Raw genomic sequence first — 15,163 nt, 5'->3', positions numbered from 1 at the left:
CGCTTTCTCGAAGGTGCATCTGGCGGTTACTCGATGTGAGCGATTTCGTGACCATTGCGACTGACAAGTGCCACCAGTTGCTCAATCGGCATCGAAGCGGTAACGAAACGTACCGCACCATCCGCCATCAAGACGTACGCGCCACCGACATGAAACGAGTAGACCTCGTTGTCGTTACTGCAATTGATCGAGCACGTGCCGGGGCGCAGCAGCGTGTTTCCATCGGGCTGAGCACCGTCAATTAAAAAGCCTTTGTTGTGGCTGGCCCAAACCCCTCCGGTCGGAAAGGGACGCGTCACGCTGGAGGAACCACTCCACGTTTTTGGCGTTGTGCCGTCACCGACCAGTCGTCCGTTTTGATACAACTGTGGCCGTCCGGCAGATTCGACCAATAGGATCGTGTTGGACAATCCGTCCAGGACATCCGCCAATTTGACGGCGGTCGTCTTCAAGATGCCACAGTTTCGCGGATCTGCGATTTGCGACGACCGCGGCAACGACGCGTTGAGCTGCGTTCCGATCCCACCGACATTGGCATAGTCCGTGGTTGCACCGTAGTAAAAATCGCGTGGCACATAGGTTGGTGACGTGGCCGTCGGACTGGGGTAGTCCACCAACACCGTCCATTCAAACCCGGGACGATCGGGGACCGACGGACAGCGCAGCACCGGGACCTCCGTCATCACCGCCGCTTCGTTTTCCGGATCGTGCCAGTGTTTGCTAGGGTCAAACGACTGGAACAATCCATCCTGTTCGTAAAATGGCAAAATCGCGGTGAACCAACTTCCCCGTCGGGCACAAAACTGAGCCCCCGGGCCCGGACCGGTGGATTGAGCCGGCCAGACGCGGAATGCGGATTCATAGTTATGAAGTGCCAGCCCGATCTGTTTGAGATGGTTGCTGCATTGCATCCGCCGCGCCGCTTCGCGCGCCGCTTGCACCGCCGGCAGCGTCAGCCCGACCAAAATGCCAATGATGGCGATCACCACCAGCAACTCAACCAGCGTAAAACCACAACGCAGCGTAAAAGGGGAAGGGGGTCTTTTCATGATGATTTGTCCACAGTGCTTGATTGCAACACGTGCCAGCGGCCGAATCAGAATTGCAATCGACGTCGAATGAGCGACGGCAGAGAATGGGAACCCGATCAGGCAACCTCCATGGTCGCGTGATCGCAATGACCGCCCCAATCCGAGAGGGCACGAAGTCACCTTGTTCCAGGTAGGTCTTCTGACTCACCACCGTTTCCGTCACTCACAGCCTTCTCGCCGGTGGATCACCAGCAATGGCTCTTCAATAGAAGGAGCGACGGATGCAACCCGATTAAGGTTGCCAGCGGAATACAGCGGCCGGACCGTCCCGGAATTTCACCGGAGTTCCCTGTTCGCGAGCCATTGAGACCAATCGCTCGTCACCTAGAACGCTGCCAATATCGTCGAACCAGCGTCAATCGTCAACGACTCTTTCGGTGCGTCTGATCCCCAGTTCGCTCGTTGAAACGACAACCGTGCGACAATCGAGTAGACTTCCAGGGCGGACGGACATATTCGCCCGCGATTTTCGCTCCCCCGATCCTCCCCGCCGTTTTGCTGCCCTGCTGCACTGCCCATGAGCACTCTTATCGTTGCCGTCCTGTCGATGGTCGGATTTCTGGTCGCTTACCACACCTATGGCCGCTGGTTGGCGCGGCGTTTGTTCTCGCTGACCGACGATGCGGTGATGCCCAGCGAAGAATGCCGTGACGATGTGGATTTCATCCCGACCAAAAAGTCGATCGTTTTTGGTCACCATTTCACCAGCATCGCGGGAACCGGACCGATCGTCGGACCGGCCTTGGCCGTCTTTTGGGGCTGGTTGCCGGCATTGCTGTGGGTGGTGTTTGGATCGATTTTGATCGGCGGCGTTCACGACTTGTCCGCGTTGGTGATCTCGATTCGAAATAAAGGGCAAACCATTGGACAATCCGCCGGCAGGTTGATTTCCCCTCGCGCCAAGGTGTTGTTCCTGATCGTGCTGGCACTGGCATTGTCGGTGGTGCTGGCCGTGTTTGGTCTAGTGATCGCCAGCATCTTTGCGATCTATCCGGAATCGGTGCTGAGCGTTTGGATTGCGATGCCGATCGCGGTCATGATCGGAGTGCGTTATCGCTACGGCGGTGGATTGGTACTGCCCAGTCTGATTGGTTTGGGGGCGTTGTACGTCGCGGTCTATGTCGGTGCCTACTACCTGCCACTGGATTTGGCGCCGTATTTGCCGACCGGCAGTTGGCTTTGGACACCGACCGTGGTCTGGACCATCCTGCTGTTGATCTACGCGTTTATCGCATCGGTGTTGCCGGTGTGGTTACTGCTGCAACCGCGAGATTACATCAACAGTTTGCAATTGTTTGTGGCGTTGGCATTGTTAATTGGTGGACTGGGACTGGCATCCTTGACCGGCCAGGCGGACTTGGCGACATCGGCACCGATGATCGCCAGTGAAGTCCCCGCCGACGCACCGAGTATGTTCCCGTTTCTGTTCATTACGATCGCGTGTGGTGCCTGTAGCGGTTTTCATTGCTTGGTCAGTAGTGGCACGACTAGCAAACAACTGGAGAAAGCGAGTGACGCACAGGCCGTCGGCTATGGCAGCATGTTGCTCGAAGGCATGTTGGCGGTGCTGGTCATCCTTGCCTGTTCGGCGGGGGTCGGCATGGGAGCGCTCAGCCGAACGACCAACATCGTCGGCGAAGGTGCGGCGGCTCGATCGGTCGTCAATATCCAGCGCGGTGATGTCGTCGGCCGGGATGCCTGGCGCGAGTATTACCGCACGGGCGCCGATGGTGATCCCGATGCCGGGTGGAAGCAACAGAATTTGGCGAAAAAGCTGCGCGCGTTCGTCGACGGCGGGGCAAACTTTCTGACCACGTTGGGGATTCCACTACGTTTGGCGATTGCCACCATGGCTGTATTGGTTGCCTGTTTTGCCGCCACCACCTTGGACACAGCCACGCGGCTTCAGCGCTACGTGATCAGCGAGTTAGCATTGTCGGCCAACATGCGTCCATTGGCCAATAAGTACGTCGCCTCGGGGATCGCAGTCGTGATCGCGCTTGCGATTGCAATTTTTGCCGGCGACAGCCCCGGCAAAGGCGGACTGGTGTTGTGGCCCTTATTCGGCGCTACCAATCAATTGTTGGCCGGGTTGGCTCTGATGGTCGCCGTGATTTTCTTGGCCCGCCGCAGCAAGCCGCTGGCGGCCGTGATGCTGCCGATGTTTGTCATGCTGCTGATGCCGGCTTGGGCGATCACTTACGACCTGTTCGAAAACTGGATCCCCGAGAGAAACATTGTGCTGATCGTGTTTGGATTTTCGATTCTGGCACTGCAGGTCTGGATGGTGGTCGAAGGCGCAATGGTTTGGAATCAGTGCCGTGGCGTGTTGGAACCGCCAATCGAATCGGAACGGGACCGACCGGACGCTGTGACAGCAAACTGACTAGTCTTAAAATGAGATTCGGCCTATCATAGGTGTTCTCAGGGCGACGAGCGCCCTGCCACCGACCGGTCCTTATTCCATCGACGTGAATGACTCATGCTCGCCTATTTAGCGGTCCAAACAGGGCCTGAACAGGGTCGGCATTTTCCGCTTGACCCCGAACGACCGATGCATGTCGGCCGCGGGGCTCGCTGCGACATCCTGCTGTCGGATCCGGTTTGCAGTCGCTTTCATGCGGTGGTGTTCTACGACGAGGGCGCCTGGCAGGTGCGGGACACGGGCAGTCGCAACGGCACCCTGGTCAATGGCCAAAAAATTGACACAGCCCAATTGGTTGACCAGACACTGATCACGATCGGTGGCACCGAAATCCGTTTTGTGACGCCATCGACAGACGGCGTGGAGCCTGAGTCGGCGTTTCAAACCGTCATCCAAGACGTCTCGATGGCAACCGAAGCCTTTGCCGAAGACCCGATGCAGGAGATCGCGCATGCGGGTTATCTGGTCGATTTGTATCTGCTGAGTCTGTCGCTATTGCGATTGGAAAATCCAGAAGACGTGATCGATTCGGTGTTGCAACTGTTGCGCGATCGCACCAGCGCCGACGCGGTTGGATTGTCTCTGGATCTTGGTGACGGGCGACAGCGACCGCACAAGGTGATCCCACAAGAACACGTCGACAAAGTTCATGTCAGCAAAGCGCTGTTGCGGCGGGTGGTCGGTGAAGGGGAAGCGATTTGGGTGAACGATCATCGCCCGGGTGACCTTGAGGTGTCGGATAAATTGCCGGCAAAATCAAAGTGGTCCGACGCGATTTTTGTGCCGCTGGATACCAACGAAACAAACCTGGGGATCCTGCACCTGTACCGTGATCGTCCCTCGTTCAATAAATTTGATTTTGAATTAGCCATCGCAGCGGCGCGGTTGTTGGCGGTCGGGTTGGACCGCGCGATGCAGCATGACTCGCTGCGTGTCGAGGCGCAGCAAATCGCCAAACGCAACGCTGACACCGACGAACTGATCGGGGAAAGCCCGGTGATGATCAAATTGAAAGAGCGAATCGGTCGCATCGCCAAAGCCAACGGCAGTGTGTTGATTCGTGGTGAAAGCGGATGTGGCAAGGAACTGGTGGCCCGAGCGGTGCACCGTCACAGCGCTCGATCCAAACGTCCAATGTTGACCGTCAATTGCGCCGCGATTCCCGCCGAACTGATCGAAAGCCAGTTGTTCGGTCACAAGAAAGGCTCGTTCACCGGTGCTGACAAAGACCACGAAGGCTGGTTCCAACAGGCCCATACCGGAACTTTGTTCCTGGACGAAATCGGTGAACTCACCTTGGAGGGCCAAGCCAAATTGTTGCGAATTTTGGAAGGCCACCCGTTCTTGCCCGTCGGGGGGACTCAAGAGGTCGATGTGGACGTACGTGTGATCGCGGCGACAAATCGCGATCTGGCTGAATTTGTTCGTGCCAAACGATTTCGCGAGGATCTGTTCTATCGGCTCAGCGTGTTCGAATTGTTTTTGCCTCCGCTGCGTGAGCGCGGCGACGATCTGGATCTGTTGATCGATCACTTTTTGGACCATTTCCGATTGCAACATGGACGTGCCAAATTGCGACTGTCCGATTCGGCTCGCAAACGGATGCACGATTACATGTGGCCTGGCAATGTCCGCCAATTGCGAAATGTGATCGACAGTGCCATCGTGATGGCCGACAATGAACAGATCATGCCCGACGATTTAGGATTGCGTGACGCAGGCGTTAGTCAATTGGATACCTTTCGCATCGACGAGTGGGAAAAACGATTGATCAGCAAAGCGCTCAAACGCACCAAGGGCAGTGTTCCCGAGGCGGCAAAGCTGCTGGGGATTAGTCGGGCGACGGCCTATCGCAAGATCAGCGAATATGAAATCGACCGATAGCCGGCCTTTGGCAATTCTGTCCGCGCCGGGTTCGCGCGGTGATGTCAATCCGATGATTGCTGTCGGTCGCGAATTGAAAGCGATTGGCTACGACGTTGCGATTTCATTGGCGGCGCCCTACACGGCCATCGCGCAGGCGGCCGGATTGGATCCCTATGCTTTGATCGACCAAGAACAGTTTGATCAAGTGATGGCCGACCCGGCAGTTTGGAAACCGGTTCGCGGAATGGCCAAAGTACTGCGCGGGGTCGCCGCACATTTTTTGTTGCCACATTTCGACTTGATTCGCAGCTTGCACCGCCCAGGCCGCACGGTGTTGGTATCGCATCCACTGGATTTTGCGTCACGTGTTTACCGGGATCTTGATCCGTCGACGCCGCTGGTCGATGTGCATTTGTCGCCAGTAATGTTACGAACGCCCAGCGAACCGGCGCGATTAACACCCTGGCGTCTTGAACCCACAGCGAATCGGTACACGTTTAGTTTGGCCTATTGGTTGGGCGATGCTGTGGTGCTCGACCGGCTGTTAGGGGGTTCGATTAATCGGCTCCGTCGTTCGCATGGTTTGCCGGCGATTCGTCGCATTCTGGATCATTGGTGGTTGTCGCCTGATCGAGTACTGGCGATGTACCCGGCCTGGTTTGCGCCGGCGACGCAAACCTTGCTGCCACAGCTACGACACGTCGGATTCCCGCTGGATGATGGCAGTGATTTACCAGTTGCCGCCCCAGCAAATCGGCCGATCGTGTTTACCGGCGGAACCGCGAATCAACATAGCCGTGAATTCTTCACCCGCGCCGCTAACGTTTGCCATGATTTGGGTCGGGCCGGATTGTTATTGAGTGGCCATCCGGAATGTTTTCCCAAATCACTTCCGGCGGGAGTGCAAACGCTGGGCTACGTGCCACTCGGAAAACTATTGCCGGAATGTTCGGCAATCGTTCATCATGGTGGCGTCGGCACAACGTCCCAATCCTTGCGCTGTGGGATCCCTCAAGTGGTACGCCCAATGGCATTTGATCAATTCGACAATGCGGCCAGAGTCGAGCGGTTGGGATGCGGCATCTGGTTGCGAAAGGACCGCGAATTGGCCAACGCGCTCGAGCGAGTTTTAGGCGATCCGAACTTTGCCGTTTCCGCCGGCCAGGTAGCCCAACGATTTGGTGGTCCAGCAGCAGCCCGACTCGCCGCGTCAGAAGTGGATGCAGTCAGGACCGTCAGAACCGCGCCAGTTTGACTGCGGATGGTTGACTTTGCCGGTTAGGTCAACTTCCAGGCCAGGAATCGACGGCCGGTTGTTCCAGTTTTGCCGGGTTGATGGTCGATAGGACTTACACCAATTCGACCCAATGGCAGGCTCGTGCGTTTCTTAGGGAATGCACCAGATCGGCCGGCCACCCATCGCGGCAGAGACTGATGAAGAAGCTGAACGAATCTTCCAAACAGATCAAACGTGGACGACTACGCGCCTTCATTGCAACGCTAGCGTTTGCGTCCACCGTGCCCGCAACCCTGGGGTGCAGCATTTTGGACCGAATCGGTCCCGGTCCACACGACACCACGACCTCGTATCACCAATCGGAAGGATTGTCGATCGAGTATCCCGAGGTGGCCGAATGTGCAACGCCAGTGACGATCGCTGCCCAAGCGACGACTCAACCACTGTCGCTAGAGGATCCGTCCAAGTTGCCGACATTGGATTTGCCGCTCGAAGAGGCGGTGGCGATGGCGATGCGGAACAGTCCCGTCATTCGTTCGCTGAACACGAGTGTGACGACGCCCCTGGCCACGTCAACGGTCTATGACCCCGGTGATATCGCATCGTCTCAGCAGGGTACCGAAGCGGCGTTGTCGGCATTTGATGCTCAGTACACCCAGGCGCTCAACTGGTCGCGTACCGATCGACCAAACGTCTTTCGCCCGGCATTTTCCGGTTTGCCCAATGCGTTCCCGTCGGCTTCCGATAGCAACAACGCTGCATTCACTGGCGAATTACAAAAACGGACCGCGCTCGGTTCGACGTTCTCGTTGCGGCACATCGTGAACTACTCGCACTACAACGTGAACGCCGAAAACCAGATCTTCCCCAGTACCTTCACCGGATGGGTCGAAGCGGAATGGCGTCAACCGATTTTGCGTGGCGCCGGACTGCAATACAACCGAATCGTCGGCAACGCGATTATTCCCGGTCAATACAATGGGGTGCTGATCGCCAGAATCAACGAAGACGTTGCCCTGGCCGACTTCGAGAACTCCGTGATCGGATTGGTGGCGGATGTCGAACAAGCGTATTGGGATTTGTTCATCGCCTACCGAGAACTGGAAGTTTTCGTCAAAGGACGCGAAGCGGCGCTGAAAACCTATCAATACCAAAAAGCACGTCTCGACGTGGGAGCCGGGCGTCAAGACGAAGAGGCGCAAGCCCGGTCACAGTACTTCCAGTTCCAGGCCAATGTTCAAGCACAGTTGGCCGGTCCGACCGGATTGTATGCCCAGGAACAGCGACTGCGCTATCTGTTGGGAATGCCCGCGACCGATGGCAAACTGATCAAACCGATCACCAATCCGATCGATTCCAAGGTTGTTTTTGACTGGGCATCGGCGCTCTCCCAAGCACTCGATCGACGGGTCGAAGTGCGTCGTCAGCGGTTCCAGGTTAAACAGCGAGAACTGGAATTGTATGCCGCTCGCTTAAACAAACGCCCGCAACTGGACTTTGTCGGTCTGTACCGCTTCCAAGGCCTCGGAGATCACCTGATTGGTGATGACAGTAATTTTTCAACCGACGGCTTGTACACCTCGATCAAAGACAAGCAGTTTCAAGAATGGCAGGCCGGAGTGGAGTTTGTGTTGCCGGTGGGACTTCGCAGAGCCGCCGTGGCGGTCGCCAATGCAAAACTGGGAGTGCAGCGTGACCGCGCGATCCTGGCCGAAACCGAACTGAAAATCAGCCATGATCTTTCGGATGCTGCCAGAAACATCGATGTCACCTACCAGCTATTGGAAACAAACTACAACCGATATGAATCCGACCGCGATCAAGTCAATGTGCTACGCAGTCGGTATGTAGAGGGCGAAGACAATATCAACTTCTTTCTTCAAGCACAGCGAGCGGTGGTTGAAAGCGAGATTCAGTTTTATCGCTCGCTCGCCAACTACAACCTTTCGATCCGCGACTTGCATCGCCAGAAAGGATCGCTATTGGCCTACAACCAGATCCAACTGGCCGAAGGCCCCTGGGAAGCCGGTGCGACACGCGATGCCTATGAAAAAGGCCTGTTCCTAACACCTCGACGTGACCCCTCCGACGTACAAATGTCTGCGCCGATCACCCGCCAAGCATTTGACCCATCGGCCATTCAGTCGACCGGAACGGCCATGCCCAACCAGTCACTAATTCCGATGGAAAATGAAGTTCCCATGGAAAACGACGAACCAACGGGAAATGACGAACGGCTATTCAATCCAGCCGATCCGACGACGGAGTTCACGCCGCCGCTGACATCCGTCGACACCGAGAACGCAGGCTAAAACGGTGAACGCAGGCTAAACGGCCAATAAAAAAGCCCTCTGTGTCACTGACACAAAGGGCTTTTTTTAAAGCTACCCCGCTAGGACTTGAACCTAGAATGGCTGGACCAAAACCAGCTGTGTTGCCAATTACACCACGGGGTAGTGACTCTCGTCTGAGCGGGAGTTTAGCAAGTCCTTTCGTTCTGCTGAATAGGACTCGGCAAGTTCTAGGCAGGTTCGCCAAGGAAATTTTGTCGCAGCCCGAATTGATAACCTTTTAGGTGGTCCGCGGAGGCCTAAATGAGCGGCGTTTTGTAGCTGGCAAGCCACCGAAACCGAAAAATCCGAGTTTGACGCGGGCATCACCGGCCCAGTGCACGTGCGTGATGAAATTGCGCTTTTGCGAGAGGGTTTGGTTTTCCTAACCCGAGGCGTGAGTTCTGAAGCCAGCGCTTTCGTGATTCACTCGCCCGCCCCGCGGGAGAGTGAAGAGACCGAAGTCGCGATTTGCCGATCCATTTGAGATGTCGTGATCTGGCGAATGCTGAACAACCTAAAGGTTGAACTCCAACGGTGCGTAGGTAGCGCCGAGCGGCCAGGTGGGGCGGTTACGCTTGTGGCGTGTTTGCTTTGCCGGCGGTCGCTGAGAAATCGTAGTTTTCGACATGGTCGACATCGCTGATTTTCAATCGAGCGGCCAGGTGGACCAAAGCGTTGATCCCACGCAGGTACAACGCGTAGAACACGGGGACCAGAAACAGCACCAATCCGGTGGCCAACATCAGCCCAAAGGCCAAAGAGGCAGCCATCGGGATCAGCAATTGAGCCTGAAAGGATCGTTCCAGCATCAGCGGTACCAGCCCCGCGATGGTGGTCATACTGGTCAATAGAATCGGCCGGAAACGACGTTGCCCGGATTCGGCGAGTGCTTCCATCGCTGGGGCGCCCTCGCGTACCCGAACGTTAATAAAATCGATCAGCACGATCGAGTCGTTGATGACGACTCCGGACAGCGCCACCAGTCCGAACATGCTGAACAAGGTCAGTGGTAACCCCAAAATCGCGTGCCCCCAAACGGCACCGATCATTCCAAAGGGGACGATCATCAAAATCAAGATCGGTTGCACATAGGAACGGAACTGAAGCACGAGCAAGACGTACATCGTGACAATGGCGATGCCAAACCCGGTCATCAGGCTGCCCACCGATTCACGACTCTGCTCCGCCTGGCCTTCCCAGCGGACATCGACACCCGGATACCTTTGTGCCAAATCTGGCATGTAGTTTTTTTGCAAATCGTCGATGATCAAATTGGCGTTGGCGGTTTTCCAATCCAGATCCGCGCTGATCGTGATCGATCGTCTCTGATCGACGCGATTGATTTCTGAAAAGCCTCGCTTGAGTGTGACTTCGGCAAGTTCTTCGATCGGGTGTTCATTTCCCTCTGGGTCGGACACTCGAATTTCGCGAAAATTGACCAGCGAGCGACGTTCGTCTTCTGGATAGCGCACCATCAATTTGACTTCGTGCCGCCCGCGTTGAAGCCGCATTGCTTCGGCGCCGAAATAGGTATTGCGAACCACATTGCCCAAATCGGTTGGCGTCACGCCGGTCGCCAACGCGTGGTCTTTGACCCGAAACTGAAACTCCCATTTCCCCGGCGTGTTGTCATCGGCGATATCAAACACACCGTTGTAACTGGCCAATTTCGTCTTCACGGCTTCGGTTGCCGCCAACAGATTGTCTTCGTTGTCACTGGACGCTAACAGTTTGAATTCGATAGCCTTGCCGCCCGGACCGACGCCGACGCTGCCATAGGTCACACTTTCGGCACCCGCAAAGTCCCCGGTTTCAGCACGCCACATCGCCAGCAAGTCTTTACTGTGAATGTTGCGAACGTTGGTGTCATGTAATTCGGCAAAGATCTGGCCGACGTTGCTGCCCGATCCGCCACCGCCGGCCGGGTTCTGTGTGTTGGTCGTGTTCCCGACCTCGCGATAGGTCAAGCGCACCGGGCCGGCAATCACGTCGTTGCTATTGGGATAGATCTGGGCAATGTCCGTTTTCTCTGCGGCCGCCCGCAGCGTCCCGATCTGTCGACTGACTCGTCGCAGCGACTGTTCCATGTGCCGCGTTGCACGATCGGATTCGATCGCCGGCGTACCGTCAGGAAAGACGATCACGGCCTGCAAAAAATTGTTGTCGGATTCGGGGAACAGCACCGAGGGAACAATGCCGCCACGGATCATGCCCACGGTACCGAGCGCCATCATCACGGCGGCTGCAATGGGGATCACCGGATAACGCAGACTGAATCGTAACGCCGGGACGTACAGTCGGTTGCAGATGAAATTCAATGCGTCGGCAAAGTGTTTACCCAACCAGGCCAGAATCAACCCGAGCGGACGAAGCGGGTAAACCAAGATCGCCAGGATGCGAAAGAATCCGGTGTGCGAGTGTGCCAGGTGACTTGGCAATACAAACAGGCTTTCCCAAAGTGAAATCACAAGCATCGCGATCACGGCGAACGGAATCACGGCCATGAATTTTCCCATCACGCCGGACACAAAAAACAGCGGCGCGAAGGCAATGATGGTGGTCATCACCGACGCGGTGACGGAAGGAAAAACTTCTAGTGCGCCGTCGATCGCCGCTTGTTGGCGACTCTTCCCCATCTGTCGGTGCGCGTAAATATTCTCACCGATCACGATCGCGTCATCGACGACAATTCCTAGTGCGACCAGGAAACTGAACAGCGAAAGCATATTCAGCGTTTGATCACCGAGCGCCAAAGCCGCACCAGCGCCCAAGATCGAGACAGGAATTCCCAGTGCGACCCAAAATGCCAGACGCATTTCCAAGAACAGCGTCAGCACTAAGAAAACGAGGCACAGCCCCTGGATCCCATTTCGGCGCAGCAGTTCCATCCGTCCACGGACTTCAGTACTGGTGTCGCTCCAGATTTCAAATCGGTACCCGGGCGGCAATTCCTTCTCTGCCACATAGTCGCGAACGTCGTCGACCATCGCCAACAAGTCTTCGCTTTTGGATCGTTCGACGTTAACGACCATCGCGGGTTCACCATTGATCTCGCCGACTTTGGTGGTGTCTTCAAATTCATCTCTGACCGACCCCAGATCATCGACCGTCAGCACCACACCGTCGCTGCGGGTGACCAGTGGGATGCGTTTGATTTCATCGCCCACGCGGCCCTTATTATTGGCTCGCAGTAAGATCTCCTGGCCTTCCGCCTTCAATTGCCCGCCGGGCAGCTCGACGTTCCGAGCGCGCAGAATATTGGCGACCTGCCCCAAGGTCAGGTTGTAGCTGCGCAGAGTCGATTCGGGAATTTCCACATCGATTTGGTAGGGACGTGTGCCCATGATCGAAGAAGACGACACCGTGGGCAGCATCAGAACATCATCACGTACATTCTCGGCGATGTTGCGTAATTTCAGTTCGGCTTCTTGCGAGCGATCGTTGGGCCCGATGATGCCAATTCGAATCGCTGCGTCGCGAAACGTGATCTGTTGAATCTGGGGGTCTTCCGCCAGGTCGGGGAAACTGGGGATTCGGTTGACCTCTCGATCAATTTCCGACATCACCTTTTGCACATTTGGCACACCCGATTGCAATTCAGCCAACACGTACGCGCCGCCTTCGCGGGCAATCGAAGTGACCTTTTTGATGCCGTTGATCGACCGAATGGCTTCTTCGATTTTTTGACAAACCGCTTCTTCGCTATCCTTGGGAGTGGCCCCTGGGTAGGCGACCGTGACCATGATCACTTCGAGTTCGAATTCTGGAAACACTTCGCGGCGCATCTGCATCAGCGAAACGCCACCGATGGCCATTAAAGCAACCATCAAGACGTTCATTCCGGGCGCGTTGGAGATGGCCCAGGCAATGGCTTGTTTCATAGTGCGGTGTCAGTCAACGTACAGGTATGCGAGGAAATCGGGCTAAACCACGTGGCGATCAAGGGAGTTCTGCTCGAGCCGAAATGCCTTCCGGAGGAATGCTTTCCAGCGGCGAAACCACGACATAGTCCCCGGCTTTCAAATCCAGTTGGTCGGCTTCACAGATCCAGTCGCGACCGACAGATTGCAACGACGGTGCGAGCAGCGGATCGAGTGCCTGCGGCGACGTTAATCGCAGTGATTCGACGGGATAGACCGAGGAGGAATAGGTGACTCGGCCGGCTGACCACGCCGCTGCATCAAACGCTGGTGGTGTCAACAATTGTTCGGTGTCCTCGGTCGGCGCTGGTGGAGAGTCATCCCCCGCGGATTCGGACGCATTGCGTTCGTCCTCCAGTTGCCTAGCTGCGACCATCTGCGTGACGATGGACGGATCGGGTTCAAATTTCCAAACCTTGTTCCCCGGCCGCAGAGCACGCCCGGGAATCACGATCAACGGGGTCTGCGGTTGCAGCTGCAGTCGAATGCTTACGAACATTCCGCGGACCAGAGTTCGCCCCCGATCGGCGACTTTTGGTTTGCCTTGGGCGTCGACAAAATGCCGTGGATCATCCACCACCAATCGCACCGGCACCGTGCGTGTACTGGGGTCGATTCCAATGCCGTCGTAAGAAACCAGTGTCCCGTTCCAGCGATTCACCGCTGATTCTCGCCCGGCGATTTCATATTCGATCACGGCCGGAGTGTTCGGCAGCGTGTATCCGGTTCGCTCGCGATCGGAATCTTGATCCAAGACCCAATGCAATTGGTCCATTCGCATGTTCGCCGCGATCTCCACGTGCGTGGTGTCTTCGATGGTCACCAATGCGGTCCCGCGGTTGACGAACGTGTTCACGTCCGCTTGCTCGCTGACGATCACACCATCGATCGGCGCGCGGATCACACAGCGTTCCAAATTGACCTCCGCCGACCGCAACTGAGTCGCCGCGAGCTGCTCGCTCGATTCCAAACGAGATCGACGTGTGCGGAGCAGCGACAACTGGTTTTCAAGGGTGACGAGTTGCTGAGTGGATTGCAGCAATTTCGATTTGGCATTGTCAACTTCGCTCTGGCTGGTCGCCGACTTCAATTTCAATTGACGTTTCAGCTGGTTGCTTTGCAATTCGACGTCTTGTTCTGCGACTTCGATCAGACGTTTCGCATTGACCATTTCTTGGTCCACTTCACCGATCGCCCGATATTCTTGCTCTCGTTGCCGTGTCAGCCGTTCCACATCCAACTGGTAATCGGTTGCATCGATCCGCATCAGCACGTCGCCCTGTTTGACGATCGACCCGGCTTCGCAGCTTTCGGATTTCGAAATCACTTTCCCAGCCACTTCGGAGGCGACTAATGCTTCGCGGAAGGGAACCACCGTTCCGTCAATCACCAATTCCAATTGCCGGCCGGTTTCTGCCAGGGATCGAATTTGTTCGACCCGTGTCGCCGGTAGGGTTTCGAGCAGTGCCGCAGCGGAACCATCGGTCGGCGGTGCTGACCCAGCAGTTGCCTGGCCCAAAATGCGGATGACCAGGAAGCCGGCCAACAGCAACAGGACTGGGATCGCAACGTTAAACAGGATGTACAGATCCCACCGCCGGGGCATTCGCGCCGCCTGTGGCGAGGCAGCCGAGGAAATGACATCGTAGCCGCTGGACGATTTGTCTGGTCCCGAGTTGCCGGCGCCACTGTCAGGATTCTGCGCCGAGTCGGCGGGTGCGTCAGCATCAGAGGTGGAATCGGTGGTCAGTGGCATAAAAGAACGTTCCATCCGGTTTAATTCAAAACATTGCGGGGAAAGTCGGATCGTGTGACGGACGCAATCGAATTCGATCGGGACAGAATTCGATCGGGACCGTGGCATTTCAGTTCGCAATGCCAGATAAGAAAAGCAGAACGACTGACAGTTTTACCAAAACCATTGAAAATTTCGCAGGGCTACAATTCGGGGTGTGACGATTTCACCCAGTGTCAAACCCCCTCGCTCACGCGTTTTGAAGTCGCGTTTTTGCGTCAGGCATTGGTTTTTGGTAACCCGACGCGTCAACGAGGGATCCCGTTAACACCCAAAATCCCTCGCTCACGGGTTTCGAAGCCAGCGCTAAACAGCCTCTTCAACTCAAATGGACCGGCAAATTGCCGCGTCGATCTCTTCACGCTCCCGCGGGGCGGGCGTGCAGCTTCGCTCACCGCTCAACAGGGTGGGTTTGCAGTTCACCCGGGGTTCCTGCCGTACCTGCCTGCAGCAGGTTCGGCAGTGACCGCGGGCTGAGCTATTGAACGCCGCTCGC

At 56.3% G+C, this 15,163-nt stretch carries 7 protein-coding genes, 1 tRNA gene and 1 riboswitch; of the genes, 4 read left to right on the top strand and 4 right to left on the bottom strand.

Features of this window, described 5'->3' with window-relative positions; genetic code table 11:
- Positions 1–26 precede the first annotated feature (26 nt).
- Entirely contained in the window at positions 27–1,049 is a 1,023-nt protein-coding gene (locus tag NHH03_RS04810) for a DUF1559 family PulG-like putative transporter (RefSeq protein WP_253154615.1), read from the bottom strand.
- Between the two features lie 154 nt (positions 1,050–1,203).
- Positions 1,204–1,434: riboswitch (cobalamin riboswitch) on the bottom strand.
- 174 nt (positions 1,435–1,608) lie between these two features.
- Between NHH03_RS04810 and NHH03_RS04805 the strand changes: the two genes are divergently transcribed.
- The 4 genes from NHH03_RS04805 to NHH03_RS04790 all read left to right on the top strand — a co-directional run bounded on the left by NHH03_RS04805 (position 1,609) and on the right by NHH03_RS04790 (position 8,931).
- Positions 1,609–3,477, top strand: coding sequence for a carbon starvation CstA family protein (locus NHH03_RS04805; RefSeq protein WP_253154614.1), 1,869 nt, complete (start codon positions 1,609–1,611; stop codon positions 3,475–3,477).
- 96 nt (positions 3,478–3,573) lie between these two features.
- Complete coding sequence (locus NHH03_RS04800; RefSeq protein ID WP_253154613.1) at positions 3,574–5,400, top strand: sigma 54-interacting transcriptional regulator; 1,827 nt, start codon at positions 3,574–3,576, stop codon at positions 5,398–5,400.
- On the top strand, positions 5,384–6,637 hold the full coding sequence (locus NHH03_RS04795) for a glycosyltransferase (RefSeq protein ID WP_253154612.1): 1,254 nt from the start codon (positions 5,384–5,386) through the stop codon (positions 6,635–6,637). The genes NHH03_RS04800 and NHH03_RS04795 overlap by 17 nt, the downstream gene beginning before the upstream one ends.
- Positions 6,638–6,816: 179 nt before the next feature.
- Positions 6,817–8,931: a TolC family protein gene (locus NHH03_RS04790; protein WP_253154611.1), complete on the top strand. Its 2,115-nt coding sequence runs from the start codon at positions 6,817–6,819 to the stop codon at positions 8,929–8,931.
- 72 nt (positions 8,932–9,003) lie between these two features.
- Here NHH03_RS04790 and NHH03_RS04785 read toward each other — a convergent pair.
- From NHH03_RS04785 to NHH03_RS04775, 3 genes are all read right to left on the bottom strand, one after another.
- A tRNA-Gln gene (locus NHH03_RS04785) sits at positions 9,004–9,075 on the bottom strand.
- Between the two features lie 446 nt (positions 9,076–9,521).
- On the bottom strand, positions 9,522–12,833 hold the full coding sequence (locus tag NHH03_RS04780; RefSeq protein WP_253154610.1) for an efflux RND transporter permease subunit: 3,312 nt from the start codon (positions 12,831–12,833) through the stop codon (positions 9,522–9,524).
- 58 nt (positions 12,834–12,891) lie between these two features.
- Positions 12,892–14,643: an efflux RND transporter periplasmic adaptor subunit gene (locus NHH03_RS04775; protein ID WP_253154609.1), complete on the bottom strand. Its 1,752-nt coding sequence runs from the start codon at positions 14,641–14,643 to the stop codon at positions 12,892–12,894.
- Positions 14,644–15,163: the final 520 nt, after the last annotated feature.

Origin of the sequence: Stieleria tagensis, assembly GCF_024129865.1 — a bacterium.
GTDB lineage: Bacteria > Planctomycetota > Planctomycetia > Pirellulales > Pirellulaceae > Stieleria > Stieleria tagensis.
Note: the sequence above shows the minus strand (reverse complement) of the source record. Positions and strands in the feature narration are given on the sequence as shown.

Bases quoted from the DNA above. Each gene is read 5' to 3' on its own strand.
- NHH03_RS04810 (WP_253154615.1), bottom strand. From the start codon at position 1,049: ATGAAAAGACCCCCTTCCCCTTTTACGCTGCGTTGTGGTTTTACGCTG.
- NHH03_RS04805 (WP_253154614.1), top strand. From the start codon at position 1,609: ATGAGCACTCTTATCGTTGCCGTCCTGTCGATGGTCGGATTTCTGGTC.
- NHH03_RS04800 (WP_253154613.1), top strand. From the start codon at position 3,574: ATGCTCGCCTATTTAGCGGTCCAAACAGGGCCTGAACAGGGTCGGCAT.
- NHH03_RS04795 (WP_253154612.1), top strand. From the start codon at position 5,384: ATGAAATCGACCGATAGCCGGCCTTTGGCAATTCTGTCCGCGCCGGGT.
- NHH03_RS04790 (WP_253154611.1), top strand. From the start codon at position 6,817: ATGAAGAAGCTGAACGAATCTTCCAAACAGATCAAACGTGGACGACTA.
- NHH03_RS04780 (WP_253154610.1), bottom strand. From the start codon at position 12,833: ATGAAACAAGCCATTGCCTGGGCCATCTCCAACGCGCCCGGAATGAAC.
- NHH03_RS04775 (WP_253154609.1), bottom strand. From the start codon at position 14,643: ATGGAACGTTCTTTTATGCCACTGACCACCGATTCCACCTCTGATGCT.